The 22551-nt window shown below is 57.3% G+C and carries 21 protein-coding genes and 1 tRNA gene; 16 read left to right on the top strand and 6 right to left on the bottom strand.

Annotated elements, in window-relative coordinates; all coding sequences use genetic code 11:
• Positions 1-3: 3 nt before the first annotated feature.
• Positions 4-939 (top strand): DMT family transporter, encoded by a 936-nt coding sequence (locus ACR0ID_RS13275; RefSeq protein ID WP_480482758.1) that lies wholly within the window; start codon positions 4-6, stop codon positions 937-939.
• Between the two features lie 56 nt (positions 940-995).
• Positions 996-1595, top strand: coding sequence for a cob(I)yrinic acid a,c-diamide adenosyltransferase (cobO, locus tag ACR0ID_RS13270; protein ID WP_480606073.1), 600 nt, complete (start codon positions 996-998; stop codon positions 1593-1595).
• Between the two features lie 34 nt (positions 1596-1629).
• Here cobO and ACR0ID_RS13265 read toward each other — a convergent pair whose 3' ends face one another.
• From ACR0ID_RS13265 to ACR0ID_RS13250, 4 genes are all read right to left on the bottom strand, one after another.
• Entirely contained in the window at positions 1630-1836 is a 207-nt protein-coding gene (locus ACR0ID_RS13265; protein WP_480474574.1) for a hypothetical protein, read from the bottom strand.
• 173 nt (positions 1837-2009) lie between these two features.
• Positions 2010-2375 carry an SPW repeat domain-containing protein gene (locus ACR0ID_RS13260; protein ID WP_480606070.1) on the bottom strand — a complete coding sequence of 122 codons (366 nt, stop codon included), beginning with the start codon at positions 2373-2375 and terminating at the stop codon, positions 2010-2012.
• Between the two features lie 111 nt (positions 2376-2486).
• Entirely contained in the window at positions 2487-3437 is a 951-nt protein-coding gene (locus ACR0ID_RS13255) for an AraC family transcriptional regulator (RefSeq protein WP_480606067.1), read from the bottom strand.
• Between the two features lie 117 nt (positions 3438-3554).
• On the bottom strand, positions 3555-4421 hold the full coding sequence (locus ACR0ID_RS13250; RefSeq protein WP_480474578.1) for a branched-chain amino acid aminotransferase: 867 nt from the start codon (positions 4419-4421) through the stop codon (positions 3555-3557).
• A 159-nt stretch (positions 4422-4580) separates the two neighbouring features.
• Between ACR0ID_RS13250 and ACR0ID_RS13245 the strand changes: the two genes are divergently transcribed.
• From ACR0ID_RS13245 to dxs, 6 genes are all read left to right on the top strand, one after another.
• Positions 4581-5093, top strand: a complete 513-nt coding sequence (locus ACR0ID_RS13245) for a MarR family winged helix-turn-helix transcriptional regulator (protein WP_480474579.1) — start codon at positions 4581-4583, stop codon at positions 5091-5093.
• Entirely contained in the window at positions 5090-5791 is a 702-nt protein-coding gene (locus ACR0ID_RS13240; RefSeq protein ID WP_480606064.1) for a response regulator, read from the top strand. Before ACR0ID_RS13245 ends, ACR0ID_RS13240 begins: the two co-directional genes overlap by 4 nt.
• Positions 5792-5858: 67 nt before the next feature.
• Positions 5859-6785: a histone deacetylase family protein gene (locus ACR0ID_RS13235; protein ID WP_480474583.1), complete on the top strand. Its 927-nt coding sequence runs from the start codon at positions 5859-5861 to the stop codon at positions 6783-6785.
• On the top strand, positions 6782-7024 hold the full coding sequence (locus ACR0ID_RS13230; protein WP_120634800.1) for an exodeoxyribonuclease VII small subunit: 243 nt from the start codon (positions 6782-6784) through the stop codon (positions 7022-7024). Before ACR0ID_RS13235 ends, ACR0ID_RS13230 begins: the two co-directional genes overlap by 4 nt.
• The gene (locus ACR0ID_RS13225) at positions 7025-7891 is read left to right on the top strand and encodes a polyprenyl synthetase family protein (protein WP_480606061.1); all 867 of its coding nucleotides are present in this window, start codon (positions 7025-7027) and stop codon (positions 7889-7891) included. It abuts the gene before it with no gap.
• Between the two features lie 16 nt (positions 7892-7907).
• Positions 7908-9836: a 1-deoxy-D-xylulose-5-phosphate synthase gene (gene dxs, locus ACR0ID_RS13220; protein WP_480606059.1), complete on the top strand. Its 1929-nt coding sequence runs from the start codon at positions 7908-7910 to the stop codon at positions 9834-9836.
• A 229-nt stretch (positions 9837-10065) separates the two neighbouring features.
• On the opposite strand, the gene ACR0ID_RS13215 is transcribed toward dxs, so the two are convergent.
• Positions 10066-10152 (bottom strand) — tRNA-Leu (locus ACR0ID_RS13215).
• A gap of 201 nt (positions 10153-10353) precedes the next feature.
• On the opposite strand from ACR0ID_RS13215, the gene ACR0ID_RS13210 reads away from it, so the two are divergent.
• A complete protein-coding gene (locus ACR0ID_RS13210; protein ID WP_480606058.1) occupies positions 10354-11337 on the top strand; it encodes a complex I NDUFA9 subunit family protein in 984 nt (327 codons plus the stop codon).
• Here ACR0ID_RS13210 and ACR0ID_RS13205 read toward each other — a convergent pair whose 3' ends face one another.
• The gene (locus tag ACR0ID_RS13205; protein ID WP_480606055.1) at positions 11338-12141 is read right to left on the bottom strand and encodes an undecaprenyl-diphosphate phosphatase; all 804 of its coding nucleotides are present in this window, start codon (positions 12139-12141) and stop codon (positions 11338-11340) included.
• Between the two features lie 231 nt (positions 12142-12372).
• Between ACR0ID_RS13205 and ACR0ID_RS13200 the strand changes: the two genes are divergently transcribed.
• The 7 genes from ACR0ID_RS13200 (at position 12373) to queG (ending at position 22505) form a co-directional block, all read left to right on the top strand.
• Positions 12373-13806: an NAD(P)-dependent oxidoreductase gene (locus tag ACR0ID_RS13200; protein WP_480519703.1), complete on the top strand. Its 1434-nt coding sequence runs from the start codon at positions 12373-12375 to the stop codon at positions 13804-13806.
• A gap of 24 nt (positions 13807-13830) precedes the next feature.
• Complete coding sequence (locus ACR0ID_RS13195; protein WP_480474595.1) at positions 13831-14268, top strand: GFA family protein; 438 nt, start codon at positions 13831-13833, stop codon at positions 14266-14268.
• Entirely contained in the window at positions 14265-18797 is a 4533-nt protein-coding gene (gene gltB / locus ACR0ID_RS13190) for a glutamate synthase large subunit (protein ID WP_480606052.1), read from the top strand. The genes ACR0ID_RS13195 and gltB overlap by 4 nt, the downstream gene beginning before the upstream one ends.
• 181 nt (positions 18798-18978) lie before the next feature.
• Complete coding sequence (locus tag ACR0ID_RS13185; RefSeq protein ID WP_480606049.1) at positions 18979-19893, top strand: Hint domain-containing protein; 915 nt, start codon at positions 18979-18981, stop codon at positions 19891-19893.
• Positions 19894-19932: 39 nt separating this feature from the next.
• Positions 19933-20667, top strand: a complete 735-nt coding sequence (gene mtgA / locus ACR0ID_RS13180) for a monofunctional biosynthetic peptidoglycan transglycosylase (RefSeq protein WP_480474601.1) — start codon at positions 19933-19935, stop codon at positions 20665-20667.
• A gap of 58 nt (positions 20668-20725) precedes the next feature.
• Positions 20726-21391 (top strand): FtsZ-binding protein FzlA, encoded by a 666-nt coding sequence (gene fzlA / locus ACR0ID_RS13175; RefSeq protein WP_480474603.1) that lies wholly within the window; start codon positions 20726-20728, stop codon positions 21389-21391.
• 76 nt (positions 21392-21467) lie between these two features.
• The gene (gene queG / locus ACR0ID_RS13170; RefSeq protein WP_480606046.1) at positions 21468-22505 is read left to right on the top strand and encodes a tRNA epoxyqueuosine(34) reductase QueG; all 1038 of its coding nucleotides are present in this window, start codon (positions 21468-21470) and stop codon (positions 22503-22505) included.
• Positions 22506-22551: the final 46 nt, after the last annotated feature.

Here is a 22551-nt window from a genome sequence, read left to right as displayed (position 1 = left end):
CCGATGACAAAACCCTTAACATCGCATCGACCTTTGCTGGCTGTAGCGCTGAAGCTTGGCGCGCTGTTCCTGTTCACGTCGATGTCAGCCTTAGTCAAAGCCTTATCTGACGAATTCCCACCGGGCCAATTGGTGTTCTTCCGGTCCCTGTTTGCTATTCCGGTCATCATTCTGTGGCTGACCGCGCGCCGAGAGCTGGCGCAAGGCTTTGTCGTCAAGAAACCCATGGGGCATTTCTGGCGCGGGGTTCTGGGGACCAGCGCCATGGGGCTGACATTCACCGGCCTTAGCCTGCTGCCGCTGCCCGAAGTCACCGCAATCGGTTACGCCACGCCGATCTTCACCCTGATTTTGGCCGCCGTGATGCTGGGTGAGCGCATCCGCATGATTCGCATCGGTGCCGTGGCACTTGGGTTGCTTGGCGTGATGATCATGATCTGGCCCCGGCTTGGCAGCACTCAGATGGAAACGGCTGCAACCATCGGAGCGCTATGCGTACTGGGCGCGACCTTTGCCCGGGCCTTTGTGCAGATCCACATCCGCCAACTGGTCAAGGTCGATCACCCTGCCGCAATCGTGTTCTATTTCTCGCTGACAGCGACGCTGCTTTCGGCGCTGACAGCGATCTGGGGATGGACAATGCCTACACTGAATCAGGCTCTAATACTGATCACCATGGGGCTGATTGGCGGAGTTGCACAGATCTTGGTCACGTCCTCGTATCGGTTTGGACAGGCATCGATGCTGGCACCTTATGACTATGCAACAATGCTTTTTGCGATTGTGATCGGTTATTTCGCGTTTGATGAATTGCCCACCGTTGCGATCCTGATCGGGGCCGCATTGGTGATCGCAGGCAATGTTGTTGTGATCTGGCGCGAACACCAGCTGGGGCTTGAGCGTGGCAAGGCGCGTTCTGTCACGGACCCCAAAGCGTGACTTTACCTTTTGCATTCTTTCCCTAGGTTGGGCCGGACAATCAAAGAGGTTCCCCAATGAGCGACGCGCAGGATCACAAGGAAAAGATGCAAAAGGTGCAGGCCCAGCACCGCAAGAAAGTGTCCGAGGCCGTCGACCCCGAACGCGGCCTTGTTCTGATCAATACCGGCAAGGGCAAAGGCAAGTCATCTGCGGCCTTTGGCGTGGTCATCCGCGCGCTTGGTTGGGGTCAGAAGGTCGCCGTGGTGCAGTTCATCAAGGGCAAGTGGAAAACCGGCGAGCGCCGTTTCTTCGAAGAACGTGATCTGGTCACCTGGCACACGATGGGTGAGGGGTTTACCTGGGACACACAGGATCGTGAGCGCGACATTGCAGCCGCCAACGCCGCCTTCGACAAGGCTTGCGCCCTTATGGCAAGTGGCGAATACGATCTGGTGGTTCTGGACGAGATCAACATCGCACTTCGCTATGGATATCTCTCGGTCGAGCAGGTGATAGACGGGCTGAACGCGCGTTCGGACAAGACGAGTGTGTTCCTGACAGGCCGCGACGCACCGCTGGCGCTGCGTGATTATGCAGATCTGGTCACCGAGATGACCGAAGAAAAGCATCCGTTCCAGGCGGGAATCAAGGCCCAGCGCGGGGTGGATTTCTGAACCTTGCAATAGCGCAGCCCGTATTGCTGCGCAGTTATCCTCTGCCGCTTAGCACAGTTTCAAAGATATATCGCAACGACTTGCGTTGACGGACGGTGCCTTGTGCCCGGGCTTCTTCTGCGGTTGCGGTGTCCCGGTTCTGGCGATCAGCATAGGCACAATAGTCGCCTTCGCAACAGTTGCACCCGCACGCAACTAGCGCATCATGTCGGGCCATGATTTCGTCAAGCGTGTCTGTCATCTGTGACCTCACCCCGCACTGGGATAAATCTGATGAATTCAGTCAGCTTTTTCAAGTAAATTCACCCGACCGGTCGATACACTTCTCTGCTCTGAGCCGCCGATTTCTAAAACAGGCAGCTCAGCTTTTTTTGGCAGTATTTGGACAAAGTTGCCAATGCAGAGGCACAGCGCTCAGGCAGCGACTTCCTGCTCGGGCGCGCTGAGCGAGATGACGAGAACCACGGCCGCACCGTTCAGCCAGTAGAACGCCGCATCCAATCCTGAAAACCCCAGTACACTAGGTGCAAACAGAAAGGTGATGCCGACAACAAGGTCCACGGCCAAGTGAAATTTGTAGGGTAGAACGCGCCAAATTCCCAAATGATGGTCGGTCAGAACCGTCAGGACAAAGGCGGCGACGCCAGTGACAACCGAAAGCCACAGCGCCAGCGGGTTGGACTGACCCAATCCCAGCAGGAATGGCAGTGTCATCAGGGCAATGGCAACCGGGTAGTCCAGATACGCGTGGACAGTGCGGGTAACGAAACGCAGGGACATAAGATTTTCCTCTTTTCAATCAGTGATGAAAGAAAGATAGAAAGCCTGACCCGAACGCTGAATTCTTGATCGTTTCAAAAATCTTGCAGATCGTACAGAATATTCGGCGTTTTAGTGCATGGACCTATATGCGGCTGGTGACAAGCCGACCTGCTTCTTGAAAACGCGGGAAAACGCGGCCTCAGAGGCATATCCAACTTCGGCTGCTGCATCTGCGACGTTCCATCGTGCCTCTGTAAGGCCATGGCACGCAATCTGCATGCGCCAGTCGGTGAGGTATTGCATCGGCGTCGTGCCCATCTTCTGGGCAAACAACTGAGAAAAGGCCGTGCGCGACATGCCGGATTCACGCGCCAGTGTCGCAACACTCCAGTCTTGCGCTGGCGCTTGGTGGAACGCCGTCAATGCGCGTGAGATGCGTGTATCCGCAAAGCCCGCAAGGGCGGTGTCCTGAGGGCTTTGCCGTTCCAGGTAGGTTCGGATCGCCTGCGCAAACAGAACTTCGGACAGCTTCAGGGCAATCAGATCGCCGCCAATACGGGCCCCGGACACTTCGGATCCAATCATGCGCAGGGTCGATTCCATCCACGATCCGGCCTCTTCGCCATAATTCTCGATCAGGATGTAGGGCGGCAGGCGGTCGATCAGCATATGCCCGGTGCCTTTTCGTCCTGCTGGGCCGGTGAATGAAAAATGACCGCAGATCAGTTGTGTGTCCCGGTCCTCGTCTGCACCGCCATAGACAAGAACGCCATCGCCCTTGTAGCCGGCAATCTCAAGAACCTTTTCCAGAGGAAGCGCATCCAGTGGCCTGACCTCGGCACACAACAACGCATGTGGCGCCCCATGAGGGATCAGGATCAGGTCCCCCTGCCGCAACCGCAACGTTTCCCCGGTGGATGAGACATGGACCTTGAGCTCACCCCGTTGAACAAAATGAAACCGCGCGACGTTTTCGAATTCCGGCACCTGAATACCAAATGGTGGTGTGAACGACGTGCGGAAGTAGAACGTGCCACGCAGGGACAAGCGGGTGAGAATATCGCTGAGTAGATCCAACATGTGTTGAAAATACGGGAACTGATCCGATCGTCCAGATCACGGAACGCTTTGCACGACAATTTGCACGATCTGCAACAAAAACCCCGCCGAAGCGGGGTTTTGCAAGTTATCAAGTTATTATGAGCGGACCAGCTTTTCGTAATCTTCTGCGATTTCGCGGGTCAGGTCGCCGACTTCGAAAGTGTAATCGCCGATTTGCCCGACCGGAGTGACCTCGGCCGCGGTTCCGGTCAGCCAGCACTGTTCGAAATCAGCCATTTCTTCGGGCTTGATGCGCCGCTCATGCACAGTGATGCCTTTATCCTTCAGCATCTGAATGACGGTTTGGCGGGTGATACCGTTCAGGAAGCAATCCGCCAGCGGGGTGTGAACCTCTCCATCCTTGACAAAGAACACGTTGGCACCTGTTGCTTCGGCCACATAACCACGCCAGTCCATGAACAGCGCGTCCGAGCATCCCTTGGCTTCGGCCTTGTGCTTGGAAATGGTGCAGATCATGTAAAGGCCCGCAGCCTTGGCGTGAACTGGGATGGTTTCCGGGCTGGGGCGTTTCCATTCGGCGATGTCCAGTTTTGCGCCCTGCATCTTGGCGTCGCCATAGTAGGCACCCCAAGGCCAGACCGCGACGGCCATCCGTACCGGGTTGCGGGCCGACGCCACGCCCATGTCTTCGCCAGACCCGCGCCAGACCAATGCGCGGACATAGGCATCCTGAAGGCCACTGGCTTTCAGGGTCTCTTCCTTGGCTGCTTCAATCTGATCGACAGAATAAGGCATCGGCATGTCCAGTGCCTCGGCGCTGGCGATAAGACGTTCGGAATGTTCGCGGCTTTTGAAGATCTTGCCGCTATAAGCGCGTTCCCCCTCGAACACGGATGAGGCATAGTGCATCGCGTGGGTCAGAATATGCACATTGGCATCGCGCCAGGGCACCAGCTTGCCATCCATCCAGATGACACCGTCACGATCATCATACCCTGCCATGCGAAACCTCCTGAACCGGGTTAAATTTCCGATTGTTGCGCTACTTAGGTCCGATGCGGACACAATGTTGCGCAAAAACTGCGATTCGATACCTCTCTGCCCTTGGAATGTCAATAACGCTGACATAAAGTCGAACCCGAGTAACGAATGAGGCATGATATGTCCGAAATCCGCCCGGCCCCGCGATATGGGGGCGAAAGCCTATTGTTTTTGACGGATGAACAATTGCGGCAGGGGATCGAGGCCATGTTCTTCGCCTATCGCGGCTTTACCGCGGATCCCGATCGTATCCTGTCCGAAATGGCCTATGGCCGCGCCCATCACCGCGCGATCCATTTTATCAATCGCGCCCCGGGCACCACGGTGAACAACTTGCTGGCGATCCTCGGGGTTACAAAACAGTCTCTGAACAGGGTCCTTCGGACGTTGATCGAGGATGGTCTGGTGGAAAGCCGGGTCGGAACCGTGGACAAACGCGAACGACATCTATTTCTGACGGAAAAGGGCGAAACGTTGGAGGCCACGTTGTCAGATGCGCAACGAACAAGAATGCGCGCGGCCTTCAAGGATGCCGGTCCCGAGGCCGTGGCCGGGTTTCGCAAAGTGCTTGAAGCAATGATGGATGCTGATATGCGTCATGCCTATACGAAATTGCGGGATACGACTTCATGAGCGAAATAGATGCACATTTGCTGATTGTTGATGATGACGAACGCATTCGCGATCTACTCAAGAAATTCCTGATGCGAAACGGGTTTCTGGTGACGGCGGCACGGGATGCGGCCCATGCGCGGCGGGTTCTGTCGGGATTGGATTTCGACATGATCGTCATGGATGTGATGATGCCCGGCGAAGATGGTGTCAGCCTGACCAGATCGCTGCGTGACACCCATACGACGCCGATCCTGTTACTAACCGCCAAGGGCGAGACCGAGCATCGGATTGCAGGGCTTGAAGCCGGGGCGGATGATTATCTCGCCAAACCTTTCGAGCCGAAAGAGCTGCTACTGCGGATCAATGCGATTCTGCGCCGGATGCCGGAAACCCCGGCCGAGGAAACAGCGGCGAAGATCCTGCATCTCGGCCCCATCCGGTATGACATTGAACGCGGTGAAATGTGGCAGGGCGAAAGGCCAGTCCGCCTGACCGCGACCGAAAGCCAGCTGATGAAAATCTTTTCGGCCCAACTTGGTGAGCCAATCAGCCGCGCAAAACTGGTGGAAGATCTGGGCCGGGATAAAGGACAGGCACAGGAACGTGCGGTGGACGTGCAGATCACCCGCCTGCGCCGGAAGATCGAACAGGACCCGAAACAGCCCCGGTATCTGCAGACAGTCCGGGGCGCGGGCTATATGCTGGCGCCCGATTGAATGAGCCGCTGTGCGGCGATTTAAGCCTTCGGCGAGGATATTTTAGCCAGATGAAGATGGGATCCCGATGAAAACCGCCCTTTTGACACATGCCGATTGCCTTGGACATGTCACACCGCAAGGTCATCCGGAACAGGTGGCGCGGCTGGAGCATATCCTGCACGCGCTTGAAGGACTTGACCTGAAGCGCGTGACCGCTCCACTGGCGGCAGACGATGATTTGCTGCGTGTTCATCCCGAAAGCCATATCCGAGACATCAGATCGTCACGCCCTACTGACGGGTTTGCGCAAATCGACGGGGACACCTTCATGTCACCGGGTTCCGTGGATGCGGCCTATCGTGCGGCTGGTGCGGCGGTACGGGCCGTTGATCTGGTTTTGGGCGGTGAGGCGCCGAACGCCTTTTGTGCCATTCGCCCACCGGGGCACCACGCCGAAGCCGAGAAAGCTATGGGGTTCTGCCTGTTTGGCAATGCGGCGCTGGCTGCGAAACATGCGCTGGATTACCACGGGCTGAAGCGGGTCGCAGTGGTCGATTTCGACGTTCATCATGGCAACGGCACGCAGGACCTGCTGTGGGATGAAGATCGGGCCCTGGTAATCACGAGCCAGCAGATGCCGTTATGGCCAGGATCGGGCCGCCCGGACGAGACAGGCGCTTACGATAACGTTCTGAACATCCCGCTTGCCCCGGGCACCGGCGGGGCTGAGATGCGATCCGCCTATGAAACGCAGGCCTTTCCACGCTTGCGGGCGTTCCGGCCGGAACTGATCATCATCTCGGCCGGGTTCGATGCGCATCAGGACGACCCTCTGGCCAACCTGAACTGGTCGACCGGCGATTTTGCTTGGATCACGGCAGAGCTGTGCGGGATAGCCGATGAGGTGTGTCAGGGCCGTATCGTCTCGACTCTGGAGGGCGGGTATGATCTGAACGCACTGGCCGAGGCGGCACGCGCCCATGTGGAAGAACTGATGAAGGCAGCACGATGACCGATACCCCAGTTGAACAGATGACATTCGAGCAGGCCATGAAAGAGCTTGAGGCCGTGGTTGGCCAGCTTGAGCGCGGCGACGTGGCGCTGGATCAGTCGATTGCGCTGTATGAACGCGGGGCCGCTTTGAAAAAGCGTTGCGAGGACGAGTTGAAGCGGGCCGAGGAAAAAGTGGCCGCGATCACTCTGGACGCGAATGGCCAACCGACCGGGACAACACCTGTCGAAGGTCAGTAAATGTTTCAGGAAAGACTGGCGCAGGACGCGGCGTGTCTTCAGGATCATTTTGACCTGACAATGGGCGCGCTGGCCGATCTGGATGTGACACGGGCAATGGCCTATGCCACCCGTGGCGGTAAACGGCTGCGCGGCTTTCTGGTTCTGGAAAGTGCGCGCCTGCACCAAATCAACGAGTCCCGCGCGATCTGGCCCGCGACCGCAATCGAGGCCCTTCACGCCTATTCTCTAGTTCACGACGATCTGCCTTGTATGGATGACGACGATCTTCGGCGCGGACGCCCCACGGTTCATGTGAAATGGGACGAAGGCACGGCCGTACTTGCCGGGGACGCGCTGCAGACACTGGCCTTTGAACTGTGCACCCGGCCCGAGGTTGGAGATGCAGACGTTCGCGTTGATCTGGCACTGACACTGGCCAGGGCAAGCGGTGCGCGAGGTATGGTTTTGGGGCAGGCGCTTGATATCGCAGCAGAAACCGCTTCTGAGCCTCTGACATTGAATGCGATAACACGGCTTCAGGGCGGCAAAACGGGCGCTTTGATCGAATGGTCCGCCTGTGCGGGTGCGCGTCTGGCAAAAGCGGATCCAGAGCCCTTGCGCCAATATGCCCGGGCCCTTGGTCTTGCTTTTCAGATTGCAGACGACATCCTTGATGTTGAAGGTGATGCGTCAAAGGCAGGCAAACGTCTTCAGAAAGATGCGGATGCGGGAAAGGCCACTTTCGTATCTCTTCTGGGTTTGGATGCTGCCAGAACCCGTGCCAGTGAACTTGTTGATCAGGCCTGTGCCGCACTGGACGGGTATGGCCCGACGGCAGAAACCTTGAAGGAAGCCGCTCGCTTCGTTATTGCCCGGGACAGCTAAGCCAGGAACGCGCCAAATGTCTGACCGCCCCAAAACGCCTCTGCTGGACCTTGTGAACCGCCCCGCCGATCTCAAGCGGTTCTCGGACGCGCAGCTGCATCAGGTTGCGCAGGAATTGCGGGCCGAGACGATTTCGGCGGTTTCCGTAACCGGGGGGCATCTGGGCGCGGGTCTGGGCGTTGTGGAGCTGACGACCGCGCTGCACGCAGTTTTCGAAACACCGCGCGACAAGATCATCTGGGATGTAGGCCATCAGTGCTATCCGCATAAAATCCTGACCGAACGGCGCGACCGCATTCGCACGTTGCGTATGAAAGACGGCCTGAGCGGTTTCACCAAGCGCAGCGAAAGCCCCTATGACCCGTTTGGCGCCGCGCATTCCAGTACGTCCATCAGCGCCGCTTTGGGTTTTGCCGTTGCGCGTGATCTGGGCGGTGTGACTCCGGAAGGGTTGGGCGACGCCATTGCCGTGATCGGTGATGGATCGATGTCGGCAGGTATGGCCTTTGAGGCGATGAATAACGCAGGTCACTTGAAAAAACGCCTGATCGTCATTCTGAATGACAATGAGATGAGCATCGCCCCCCCGGTAGGTGCCTTGTCCAGCTATCTGTCCCGAATGTACGCCGAGGCGCCGTTCCACGATCTGAAAGCCGCCGCCAAGGGCGCTGTTTCACTGTTGCCCGAACCGTTCCGCGAAGGGGCCAAGCGCGCCAAGGAAATGCTCAAGGGTATGGCCGTCGGCGGAACCCTGTTCGAAGAGCTCGGGTTTTCCTATCTCGGGCCCATTGATGGGCATGACCTGGATCAGCTGCTGCCGGTTCTGCGCACCGTCAAGGCGCGGGCAACCGGGCCGATCCTGATCCACGTCTTGACCAAGAAGGGCAAAGGGTACGCACCAGCCGAACAGGCCCGCGACAAAGGCCACGCGACTGCCAAATTCGATGTGGTCACGGGTGAGCAGAAAAAGGCTCCGTCAAACGCGCCTTCTTACACGTCTGTCTTTGGCAAGGCTCTGGTGGATGCGGCCACGCACGATGACAAGATCGTCGCAGTGACTGCCGCGATGCCAGATGGCACCGGGTTGGGCCTGTTTGCCGAACGGTACCCGTCGCGCTGTTTCGATGTGGCGATTGCCGAGCAGCACGGCGTGACCTTCTCAGCGGCGTTGGCGGCAGGAGGGATGAAGCCATTCTGCGCCATGTATTCGACCTTTTTGCAGCGGGGTTACGACCAGGTTGTGCATGACGTCGCAATTCAGCGCTTGCCCGTTCGGTTTGCCATTGATCGCGCAGGTTTGGTGGGCGCTGACGGTGCCACCCATGCCGGGTCGTTCGATATTGCCTATTTGGCCAATCTACCGGGCATGGTCGTCATGGCCGCTGCGGATGAGGCGGAATTGATGCACATGGTGGCAACCGCTGTTGCGCATGATGAAGGGCCGATTGCCTTCCGCTATCCGCGCGGCGAAGGTGTCGGAGTGGACCTGCCCGAACGTGGTGAGGTACTGGAGATCGGCAAAGGCCGCATGATCCGAAAAGGCGCGCGCGTCGCACTTTTGTCTTTTGGCACGCGGCTGGCTGAAGTTCAGAAAGCAGCCGAGTCTCTGACCGCCAAAGGCATCAACCCAACCATCGCCGACGCCCGCTTTGCCAAGCCGCTGGATCGGGACCTTATCCTAGATCTGGCTGCGGATCATGAGGCGTTGATCACCATCGAAGAAGGCGCTGTTGGCGGATTTGGCAGCCATGTAGCACAGCTTCTGGCGGATGAGGGTGTTTTTGACCGGGGCTTGAAATACCGCTCGATGGTCTTGCCCGACATCTTCATTGATCAGGCCAGCCCTGCGGATATGTATGCCGTTGCGGGTATGAATGCAGAGCAGATCGAAGCCAGGGTGCTGGATGTTCTGGGCGTAACCTCGATCAGTGAAAAGCGCGCGTAATACCGGCGCTGCCTTACCCTTCTTTGGCTTTGCCGCTTACCAAAAGCAGGAGGGGATAGGCGACCCAGAACCAAGCGGGTGTACATAGCGCCACGAGGACCCTTTATTGCGGTTTATCTTGTCATGACAGAATCGCCGCTGTTTCAAAGATGATTTGAAGCGATAAGACACTGATTCAGACATCACCAGCTCATTAGGCGGCTGCTTCCATATTTTCTTTGGGAAGAAATGGTGCCCAGGAGAGGACTCGAACCTCCACGTCCATACGGACACTAGCACCTGAAGCTAGCGCGTCTACCAATTCCGCCACCTGGGCAGGTGTCGTGGAGCGGCGTTTAAGCTGACTGGCGCGGGGCGTCAACCGGATTCTGAATGAATTTTGAAAGTTTTTTAAGTTCGGTTTTCGAACTGAAGTTTTGGCCTTATTATTTCATGACCGGCGCGGCGAATTAGTGCCTTGTTTGGTTGGCCTGCGGGCGTTAGTTCTAGGGCGCAATTTCTCAGCAGGAGCCCTCTCATGTCGAAACTGGTGACGATTTATGGCGGATCGGGATTTGTCGGTCGCTACATCGCGCGGCGCATGGCGAGAGAGGGGTGGCGTGTGCGGGTGGCTGTACGACGCCCGAACGAAGCCATGTTCGTGAAACCCTACGGCGCCGTGGGACAGGTTGAGCCTGTGCTGTGCAATATCCGCGATGACGCCTCGGTCGCGCTGGCAATGCAGAGCGCCGATGTCGTGGTGAACTGTGTGGGTGTGCTTAATGAACTGGGCAAGAACGCGTTTGATGCCGTTCAGACCGAAGGGGCCGAGCGGATTGCGCGCTTGGCCGCACAGCAGGGCATTGGTCGAATGGTGCATATCTCGGCTATAGGTGCAGATGCAAACGCGGCCAGCGATTATGCCCGGACCAAAGCGCTGGGCGAGGCGGGTGTGCTGAAGCACATGCCGGATGTAGTGATCCTTCGCCCATCTGTGATCTTCGGTACCGAGGATCAGTTCTTTAACCGATTTGCCGGGATGACTCGCATGGGTCCGTTCCTGCCGGTGGTTGGTGCTGAGACCAAATTCCAACCCGTCTACGTGGACGACGTGTCCCAGGCAGCGGTCAAAGGTATTCTGGGGCAGGCTGAGCCGGGCGTGTACGAGCTTGGCGGGCCGGAAGTGAAAACCTTCCGCGCCCTGATGCAACAGATGCTTGAAGTGATCCACCGGCGGCGCATCATTGTCGGTCTGCCGTTCTTTGCTGCCCGGATTATGGCGGGCGTGCTGGATATTGCGAAATTCGTCAGCTTCCAGCTGTTCCCGAACAACATTCTGACCCGCGACCAGGTCAGGAATCTGCGTCATGACAACGTGGTATCTGACGGGGCCAAGTCCTTTGCGGATCTTGGCATTGCGCCGACCACTCTGGAATCGGTGCTGCCGGAATATCTTTGGAAATTCCGCCCATCGGGGCAGTATGACGACATTCAGAACTCGGCGAAAAACCTGCGTATCTGATCAGCTGTAGGCCATGAACAACAATGCCGCGCCCAGTATGACGCGGTAGATCACATAGGGCGTGAAGCTGACACTGCGCAGCAGTCGCATCATAAGGCTAAGCGCCAGAAGTGCCGAGACAAAAGCAAATGCCGCGGCAATGGCCCCGTCCCGTGCCAGTTGCGCATCAGCGTCGCGTATCACATCCAGTGCCAGCAGTGTGCCTGAGGCCAGAATGGTTGGGATTGACATAAGCATGGCAATCCGTGCGCCGTCTGCTCGGGTATAGCCCAGTTGACGTGCTCCTGTAATGGTGATCCCGGATCGCGATGTTCCGGGGATCAGCGCAAGAACCTGCCACAGCCCCATGATGAAAGCATCGCGCACACCCCAATCAGACGCCCCTTTCGTCTGTGGGCCTTTCTGGTCAATCCAATAAAGCAGCAGGCCAAAGCCCAGCATTGTCCATCCGATTACAGCGATCGAACGCATGGCCTCGCTTAACCCGGTCAGATGCAGGATCAGACCTGCAATCACGGTTGGAATTGTTGCAATGATGAGGCCCAGAGCCAAACGGGCCTGCGGCGTATCTGTCCGGCCGTTCAAGGCGCGCGGCAACCCGGCAAGGGCCTGCTTCACATCCGTCCAGAAATACAGAACGACCGCTCCGAGGGTTCCGACGTGCACCGCGATGTCTATGGCTTGACCCTGATCCTGAAGGCCTGACAAATTCGGCAGCAGGATCAGGTGACCCGAAGACGAAATGGGCAAAAACTCAGTTATTCCCTGAATGATTGCCACGAGAATCAGGTGGAAAAGACTCATCTGCCCTGCCGTGCTGTCGCCACGATTTTCTTGTGGTGTATGGCTATAAGGGCAGTGGAGAAAAGGAAAGTCTTCATATAGGTCCGGATCGTACCTAAAATTCCCTCCATAATTTGCCGATTTCGAGTGGAAGGGTGAAAAATTCTCATAATAGGTCAGTATATATGACTTTTCATCCGTTTGCGCATCGCATAAAGAAACCGAACCAAGCCAATTCATGGAGTCTAACCCGTGGCCAAGCAACCGATGCTGAAATTTGTGCAGATCGACCGCGTCATGCCGGAAAAGCGTGCCGCCAATGACCGCAGAGAAGACTTTAACGAGATCTATGCAGAATTCGCTGCCGAGAAAGCAGCAGAACAGGCCAGCCGTTGCAGTCAATGCGGTGTGCCTTACTGCCAATCGCACTGCCCGCTGCATAACAACATTCCCGACTGGTTGCGGCTGACTGCAACCGGACGATTGGAAGAAGCTTACGAAACCAGCCAGGCGACAAACACCTTCCCCGAGATTTGCGGCCGCATCTGCCCGCAGGACCGTTTGTGCGAAGGAAATTGCGTGATCGAACAATCCGGTCATGGAACAGTTACCATCGGAACGATCGAAAAGTACATTACCGACACGGCGTGGGAAAAAGGCTGGGTCAAGCCAGTGGTCCCTGCGGCAGAGCGCCGTGAAAGCGTCGGCATCATCGGTGGCGGGCCGGGCGGTCTTGCCGCGGCAGACATGCTGCGTCGGGCCGGTATTCAGGTCACGGTCTATGACCGCTACGACCGTGCGGGTGGGTTGCTGATGTATGGCATTCCGGGCTTCAAGCTTGAAAAAGAAGTCGTCCAGCGGCGCAACGACCTGTTGGCTGACGGCGGTGTCGAGTTCGTTTTGAACTGCGACGTGGACGCTGCCAAATTCGCGGAAATTCACGCCAAGCATGACGCGGTCATCATCGCGACGGGCGTTTACAAGTCGCGGGATCTGTCCATGCCGGGCAGTGGTCTTGCCGGGATCGAGAAGGCAATCGATTTCCTGACCGCATCAAACCGTAAAAGCTTTGGTGATGCTGTTGAGGATTTCGACAACGGACGGCTGAATGCCGAGGGCAAGAAGGTTGTCGTGATCGGTGGTGGTGACACCGCGATGGATTGTGTGCGCACATCGATCCGCCAGGGCGCGACGTCAGTCAAATGCCTGTACCGTCGTGACCGGGCTAACATGCCGGGTTCGCAGCGCGAGACACAGAATGCCGAGGAAGAAGGCGTGGTATTCGAATGGCTCAGTGCACCCAAGGGGTTCACGGGCGACGACAAGGTTTCCGGCGTGATGGTGCAGAAAATGCGCCTGGGGCAACCCGATGCATCTGGTCGCCAGGCCCCCGAAGTGATCGAAGGCGCGGATTATGTCGAGGACGCCGATCTGGTGATCAAGGCGCTGGGTTTTGAGCCCGAAGACCTGCCAACGCTGTTCGGGCAGCCCGACTTGCCCGTCACCCGATGGGGAACGGTCCGGGCAGCATTCCAGACCGGGGAAACCGAAATGGAAGGTGTGTACGCAATTGGCGACATCGTGCGCGGTGCTTCGCTGGTTGTATGGGCGATCCGTGACGGGCGCGACTGCGCCGACGCGATCATCGACCGGTTTAATGCCAAGACTGCCGTCGCAGCGGAATAACCCCAGCTTTCAGGAGGGTTCGAAATGTCGGAACTTCAAGGCCAATGCATGTGTGGTGCGGTCACTGTAACTGCTACACCGGCGCGGGATGCGCTGGGGGCGTGTCACTGTGACCAATGCCGTCGGTGGACCAGTTCGATGCTGGTGACGTTTCAGGCGAAAGAAGGCTATGCCGCGCTAGGCCCGGTCAAGACATTTACCTCGTCCGACTGGGCAGAACGTGCCTTTTGCGACGAATGCGGATCCTCGCTCTGGTACCGGATCACGCTACCGGGTGAGATGCACGGACAGACACAAATGGCGGCTGGCCTGTTTGAAAATGCAACAGGCAACCCGCTGAAACTTGAACTTTATATCGACAAAAAGCCCGAGGGATACGCGTTCGCAGGCGAACGTCGGCAAATGACCAAAGCCGAGGTCGAAGCCATGTATTCCCTCTCTGACGAAGGAGACAGCCAATGACCAAATATGATGCCGATTGGGTGCGGGCAGAAGAAGCAAAACGCAAGTGGATGGCCGAAAATGGTCTCTACTCCGAGGCAGAAGAGCATTCTTCGTGCGGTGTGGGCCTTGTTGTGTCCGTTGATGGCAAACGGTCTCGCAAGGTGGTGGATGCCGGGATTGATGCCCTGAAAGCGATCTGGCATCGCGGAGCCGTGGACGCGGATGGCAAGACCGGCGACGGCGCGGGCATCCATGTGCAGATTCCAGTTCCCTTCTTCTATGATCAGATCCGCCGCACAGGCCACGAACCCAAGCTGAATGAACTGATTGCAGTTGGTCAGGTCTTCCTGCCCCGCACCGATTTTGGCGCACAGGAGCGGTGCCGGACCATCGTCGAAAGCGAAGTTCTGCGTATGGGGTATTACATCTATGGCTGGCGACACGTGCCTGTCGATGTGACTTGCCTGGGGGAAAAGGCCAACGCGACCCGCCCCGAGATTGAGCAGATCCTGATCTCGAACTCCAAGGGTGTGGACGAAGAAACTTTTGAGCGCGAACTCTATGTCATCCGTCGCCGCATCGAAAAAGCGGCCTTGGCGTCGGGCATTTCGGGCCTTTATCTTGCGTCGCTGTCCTGCCGGTCGATCATCTACAAGGGCATGATGCTGGCTGAACAGGTCGCTGTATTCTATCCCGATCTGATGGATGACCGCTTTGAATCGGCGTTTGCGATTTACCACCAGCGGTATTCCACGAACACCTTCCCGCAATGGTGGCTGGCACAACCATTCCGCATGCTGGCCCATAACGGCGAGATCAACACCCTCAAGGGCAACGTCAACTGGATGAAAAGCCATGAAATCCGGATGGCTAGCGGAACTTTTGGTGACTATGCCGAAGACATCAAGCCGATCATCGCTGGTGGTTCGTCAGATTCCGCCGCATTAGACTCGGTTTTCGAGGTGTTGGTGCGTGCGGGGCGGTCGGCCCCGATGGCGAAAACCATGCTGGTTCCGGAAAGCTGGTCCAAGCAGGCGGTCGAGCTGCCGCAAGCGTGGTGCGACATGTATTCCTACTGCAACTCGGTGATGGAGCCATGGGATGGTCCGGCCGCGCTGGCGATGACCGATGGACGCTGGGTTTGCGCTGGTCTGGACCGGAACGGGCTGCGCCCCATGCGGTACGTCGTGACTGGCGATGGCCTTGTCATCGCAGGGTCGGAGGCCGGAATGGTGCCGATCAACGAAGCCACCGTGACCGAAAAAGGCGCATTGGGGCCGGGTCAGATGCTGGCGGTCGACATGAAAAAAGGCAAGCTGTACCGGGACACCCAAATCAAGAACAAACTGGCCAGCGCGCTTCCATTCGGCGAATGGGTTGGCAAGATAAACGACCTGGACGAAACGCTTGCGGGTGTGACCGAAGCTCCGATCTTTGCGGGTGGCGAGTTGCGCAAGCGCCAGATTGCTGCGGGATACTCGGTAGAAGAGTTGGAGCAAATCCTTGCTCCGATGGCGGAGGATGGCAAGGAAGCCTTGGCATCCATGGGTGATGATACGCCCTCGGCTGTTTTGTCAAAACAATACCGCCCGCTGAGCCATTTTTTCCGTCAGAACTTCAGCCAGGTGACCAACCCGCCGATCGACAGCCTGCGTGAATACCGCGTGATGTCGCTGAAAACCCGGTTTGCCAACCTCAAGAACGTGCTGGACGAAGACAGCAGCCAGACCGAGATCGTGGTTCTGGAAAGCCCCTTTGTCGGCAACGCGCAATGGGACAAACTGGTTGAGAACTTTGATGCGCCGCTGGCGGAAATCGACTGTAGCTTCGAGGCTGGTCAAGGCGCATTGAGCGAAGCTTTGGCCCGTATCAGAGCCGAATCCGAAGAGGCGGTGCGATCTGGTGCCGGGCATATTGTCCTGTCTGATATGCGGTCGGGCGAGGATCGGATTGCGATACCAATGATTCTCGCGACCAGCGCTGTGCATTCCCATTTGACGCGTCAGGGTTTGCGGACCTTCTGTTCGTTGAACGTTCGTTCGGCCGAATGTGTGGACCCGCATTACTTTGCCGTTCTGATCGGATGTGGTGCGACTGTGGTGAACGCCTACCTGGCCGAAGATTCTTTGGCCGACCGCATCGACCGCGGTTTGCTGGACGGAACCCTGACAGAAAACGTCGCGCGCTATCGCGAGGCGATCGATCAGGGCCTGTTGAAGATCATGGCCAAGATGGGCATCTCGGTCATTTCGTCCTATCGCGGTGGTCTGAACTTTGAGGCCGTCGGCCTCAGCCGTGCCATGGTGGCCGAGTATTTCCCCGGTATGACCAGCCGGATTTCCGGTATCGGTATCAAAGGTATTCAGGCCAAGGCCGAAGAAATCCATGCCAAGGGTTGGAACAGCGGTCTGGATGTGCTGCCCATCGGTGGTTTCTACAAGGCGCGTAAGTCAGGTGAGACCCACGCGTGGGAAGCGACCTCGATGCACATGATGCAGATGGCCTGCAACAAGGCTTCGTATGAGCTGTGGAAACAGTATTCGGCCAAGATGCAGTCGAACCCGCCAATTCATTTGCGCGATCTGATGGATTTCAAACCGTTGGGCAAGCCGGTGCCGATCGAAGAGGTGGAATCGATCACCTCGATCCGCAAACGCTTTGTCACGCCAGGTATGTCGCTGGGTGCATTGTCGCCCGAAGCGCATAAAACACTGAACGTGGCGATGAACCGGATCGGTGCGAAATCCGACAGTGGCGAAGGTGGCGAAGATCCGGCACATTTCGTGCCTGAACCCAATGGCGACAACCCTTCGGCCAAGATCAAACAGGTGGCTTCGGGCCGGTTTGGCGTGACTGCGGAATACCTCAACCAGTGTGAAGAGCTTGAGATCAAGGTCGCTCAGGGTGCAAAACCCGGCGAAGGTGGTCAGTTGCCAGGTATGAAGGTCACCGACCTGATCGCGCGCCTGCGCCATTCGACCAAGGGCGTGACGCTGATCTCGCCGCCGCCGCACCACGATATCTATTCGATCGAGGATCTGGCGCAGCTGATCTACGATCTGAAGCAGATCAACCCGCGCTGCAAGGTGACGGTCAAGCTGGTAGCGTCCTCGGGCGTTGGCACGATTGCTGCCGGTGTAGCCAAAGCGAAAGCGGATATTATCCTTATTTCGGGTCACAATGGCGGTACAGGCGCGTCGCCTGCGACCTCGATCAAATATGCCGGTTTGCCGTGGGAGATGGGCCTGACCGAGGCGCATCAGGTTCTTGCGATGAACAACCTGCGGGATCGCGTCACCCTGCGGACCGACGGTGGTCTGCGTACCGGTCGCGACATTGTCATGGCCGCGATGATGGGGGCCGAGGAATACGGCATCGGTACCGCCGCGCTGATCGCCATGGGCTGTATCATGGTGCGTCAGTGTCAGTCGAACACTTGTCCGGTGGGCGTGTGTACGCAGGATGAATCCCTGCGCGCCAAGTTCACCGGCAATGCGGATAAAGTGGTGAACCTGATCACTTTCTATGCCCAGGAAGTGCGAGAGTTGCTGGCCAGCCTCGGTGCGCGCTCGGTTGACGAGATCATCGGCCGAGCCGACCTGTTGGCTCAGGTCAGCCGGGGATCGGCGAATCTGGACGATCTGGACCTCAATCCGCTGCTGATCACTGTCGATGGGGCACATAACATCGTCTACAACCGCGACAAAGAGCGCAACGCGGTGCCGGATACGCTGGACGCCGAAATCGTTCGTGATGCGGCCCGGTTCCTGAAGGATGGTGAAAAGATGCAGCTGTCTTATGCCGTGCAGAACACGCACCGGACCGTTGGAACCCGTGTGTCCAGCCATATTGTGCAGAATTTCGGGATGCGGAATACCTTTCAGGACGACCATCTGCATGTGAAGTTGCAAGGCTCTGCCGGGCAATCGCTGGGAGCTTTTGCGGCCCCGGGTCTGAAGCTGGAAGTGTCGGGCGATGCCAATGACTATGTCGGTAAGGGCCTGTCCGGGGGTATGATCGTCGTGCGCCCGCCGCAAGTCAGCCCGCTGAAAGCAGATGACAATACGATCATTGGTAACACGGTTCTCTATGGGGCCACTGATGGGTATCTGTTTGCCGCCGGTCGCGCCGGTGAACGGTTCGCGGTGCGGAACTCTGGCGCCAAGGTTGTTGTCGAGGGGTGCGGTTCCAACGGGTGTGAATACATGACCGGCGGTGTCGCCGTTATCCTTGGAACGATCGGAGCCAACTTTGGTGCGGGCATGACAGGCGGAATGGCCTATCTGTATGATCCCGAAGGCAAGGCCGAGGCGCTGATGAACAGGGAAACGCTGGTCACTTGCCCGGTCACTGTGGACCACTGGGAAGAGCAGTTAAAAACGCTTATCATGCGTCACGCTTCTGAATCACAAAGCCGCAAGGCTGCTGATATTCTTCAGCATTGGGATGTGGAAAAAGGCAACTTCCTGCAGGTTTGCCCGAAGGAAATGCTGAACAAACTTAGCCACCCACTGAGTGTTGAAGCCAAAGCAGTTCCGGCGGAATAAGCCGAAACTTTTTACCTCGCGAAACCCCGCGTGTCATTTGCACCACGCGGGGTTCGTATATTAACGACGTTTCAGTGCAGATCTTGCCCGTTTATCCGAAAATCGCCAATCTTTCTTCACACTCAGGCGATAATCATGGGCCAATCTAGGCACCAGATGATAAGTAGACAGGGGCAACCGGATGCCAACACCGTATCAGGATCAGTTTTATACTTTCGATCCAGCAAACCCGCCGCCTGCGGGAACGGCTGTCGCGGTTAGCAGTTTCACTTTGATCGATGCAGATGATGACAACGAAATTGATGCACCGAGTGGTGATACAGTCAATGGCCAAGACGTTACGAATTCCTGGCCAGGAGACACTGTTACCATCAACGTCGCGGGCGTCGGGAATGTAACCTATACCGGCACCACGTTTTATCTGGCTGATGGATCTCGGGTTTTTACACCGACAGACGGCCAGGTCTTGCAGCCGGGAACATTTGTTTCAGCCACCTTTGTCAACACACAGGGGCCGCTGAATGTCGGCAATTTGGGCCCGCCCTGTTTTACGCGGGGCACCATGATAATGACCCCGGATGGGGAACGCGCGGTGGAAGATCTTAAGGTCGGTGATCTGGTCACGACCGTGGATCATGGCCCTCGGCCTTTGATCTGGGTTGGGCGTACAGTGGTAGCCGCCGAAGGAAAGCTGGCCCCGATCCGGTTTGAGGCCGGAGTGTTCGACCTGGATCGTCCGCTGCTTGTTTCGCCTCAGCATAGGATGCTGATTGAAGACTGGCGAGCCTCGTATCTGTCCGGGCACGCTGAAGCGCTGATTCCGGCACATGCTCTGGTCAATGGAAAAACGGTGACCCGGCTGGAAGGCGGTGAGGTAGAGTATTTCCACCTTTTGTTCAAGCAGCACGAGATCGTCATCGCCAATGGCGCCAAAAGCGAAAGCTATTATCCGGGGCATGCGTTGTCGGCCTCGGACCGCGAAACGCAGAGCGAGGTCCTGCATCTGTTCCCTGAACTGGCAGGTCATGATCCGATGTCGGTAGAAACCGCACGCCCGGTTGTTCACCCGCGCGAAGCGCGCGCCTTCGCAATTTAGGCCGTTTCAAACCCGGACCGCGCGTCGTATAGCTGAAGTATGGCGAAGAAAGCAGCCCGCAAATCAAGCGGTAAGAAAAACAAGGCATCCAGCAGGAAATCACCAACGGTGCGTCAGATACGCCGTTGGCTGACTCGTGCGGTTGCGGCAATTGCAGGAGCTTTGCTTGCGATAATCCTGTTGTATTCGGTTGTGAACCCACCTGTAACCCATACGATCTGGTCAGAATGGCGCCGATTGGGAAAGGTTGAGCGTGAATGGGTACCGATCGAGGACATGGCCCCGATCATGGCGCGATCGGTTGTGGCAGCAGAGGATGCGAATTTCTGCCTGCATTGGGGATTTGATGTAGAGGCCATTCGAGATGCGCTTGAGGATGGCGGAAATCGCGGTGCCTCGACCATTACACAGCAAGTGGTAAAGAACGTATTCCTTTGGCAGGGGCGCAGTTGGATACGCAAGGCGCTGGAAACTTCGATCACACCTGTGGTCGAGATTTTCTGGAGCAAGCGGCGCATCCTTGAGGTCTATCTGAACGTTGCCGAAACCGGGAATGGCGTTTTTGGGGTCGAGGCTGCCGCGCAACAGTATTTCAACACCAGCGCATCGAAACTGACCCCAGTTCAGGCAGCGCGGATTGCCGCCATTCTGCCGTCACCGCGCAACAGGTCAGTCACAGATCCGACGGCGCGTACGCGCAGACGGGCGGCATCTATTCTGGATGGGGCGGCCACCATCCGCGCAGATGGTCGCGCAGATTGTTTCGAGGATTGAAACCCGTCGCCTGCCAAGGCTAAATCTGTCGGGTACTCACTGGTTCGATTGGAAGCCCATGGCGCGTTTGTTTCATGTTCCCCTCTCTCCGTATTGCCGCAAGGTTCGGCTGTCTTTGGCGGAAAAGAAGATCGAGGTTGAGCTTGTCGAAGAGCGATACTGGGAGCAGGATCCCGACTTTTTGCGCCGAAACCCTGCGGGTAAAGTACCAGTATTGCGTCTGGACGGACAAATGATGTCGGAAAGCGCGGCGATCTGCGAATATATTGAGGAAACCCGCCCCGAACCATCATTAATGCCAAAAAGTCCCGAAGCCCGATACGAAGTACGGCGCCTTGTCGGCTGGTTTGACGACAAATTCCATCATGAGGTGACGTCGAAGCTGCTGTACGAACGGGTGAACAAAAAAGTGACGGGTCAGGGCTATCCTGACAGCAAGAACGTCAAACAGGGTGCCAAAGCGATCAAGTACCATCTGGATTATATGGCATGGCTGTTGGATCACCGCCGGTGGTTGGCCGGTGATCAGATGACACTGGCTGATTTCGCGGCAGCGGCGCACCTGTCGTCGCTGGACTATATCTCGGATGTGGATTGGAACCGCAGTCAGGTGGTCAAGGACTGGTATGCAAAAATCAAATCGCGCCCTGCTTTTCGCTCTATTCTGGCGGATCAGGTGCCGGGTTTCCGGCCGCCGCCCCATTACGCGGATCTGGATTTCTGATAGGGTGTGCCAGGGGGGCTGTCTGACCCCCCCATCGCGCATCTGCGCGATTCCCCCCGAGGATATTTTTGGCCAGATGAAGAGCGGATCAGATTTGAAGGAAAAGCTGGTACAGCAGGCCCTTGAAGAGGGGTTTGTTGCGTGCCGTGTCTGCCGCCCCTGGGATGTTCCAAAAGTTCCCGAGCGTTTGGCAGCGTTCCTGGACGCAGGGTATCATGGGCAGATGGGATGGATGGCCGAGCGGACGCATTGGCGCGGTGATCCTGCGGCCCTTTGGCCCGAGGCGCGATCAGTGATCATGCTGGCCGAGAGTTACACGCCGGAACATGATCCTACAGACGTCTTGAAGCAACGCGCCCACGGGGCGATTTCTGTCTATGCGCAGAACAAAGACTATCATGATCTGGTCAAAAAGCGACTGAAGCGCCTGGCGCGGTGGCTGATTGCCGAGGCGGGCGGCGAGGTTAAGGTGTTTGTTGACACTGCACCCGTGCCGGAGAAAGCCTTGGGGCAGGCCGCCGGGTTGGGCTGGCAGGGGAAACACACGAATCTGGTCAGCAGGGAGTGGGGTAATTGGGCCTTTATAGGGTCTGTTTTTTCAACTTTGGATATACCCGAGGATCCCGCTGAGATTGATCGCTGCGGGTCTTGTCGGGCCTGTTTGGACAGCTGCCCCACGGACGCCTTTCCGGGCCCGTATCAGTTGGACGCACGGCGGTGCATTTCCTATCTGACAATCGAGCATAAAGGCCCTGTGAAGCCTGAGCTTCGCAGAAAGCTGGGCAATCGAATCTACGGCTGTGACGATTGCCTTGCGGCTTGCCCGTGGAACAAGTTTGCGGTTGCCGCAAGCGACCTGCGCTATGCAGCGCGCGAAGATCTGGCGGCGCCTGCGCTGGAAGAGCTGGTGGCGCTTGATGATACTTCGTTCCGAGCGAAATTCTCGGGCTCACCCATCAAACGGATCGGGCGCGACCGGTTTGTGCGCAACGTGCTTTATGCCATTGGAAACTCGGGGCAGTCGAAACTGAGGGCCGCGGCCCAAAGTTTGACAGATGACCCAGATGAAACCGTGGCCGACGCAGCGCGCTGGGCGGTGGAACAACTTTCATAATTGCCGCAAACAGGCTGGACGTGTCGGCCCTAATCGCTACACCAAT

The organism is Ruegeria sp. AL2 (assembly GCF_056540845.1).
The sequence above is the reverse complement of the archived record's forward strand: the minus strand, read 5'-3'. Positions and strand labels throughout refer to the sequence as shown.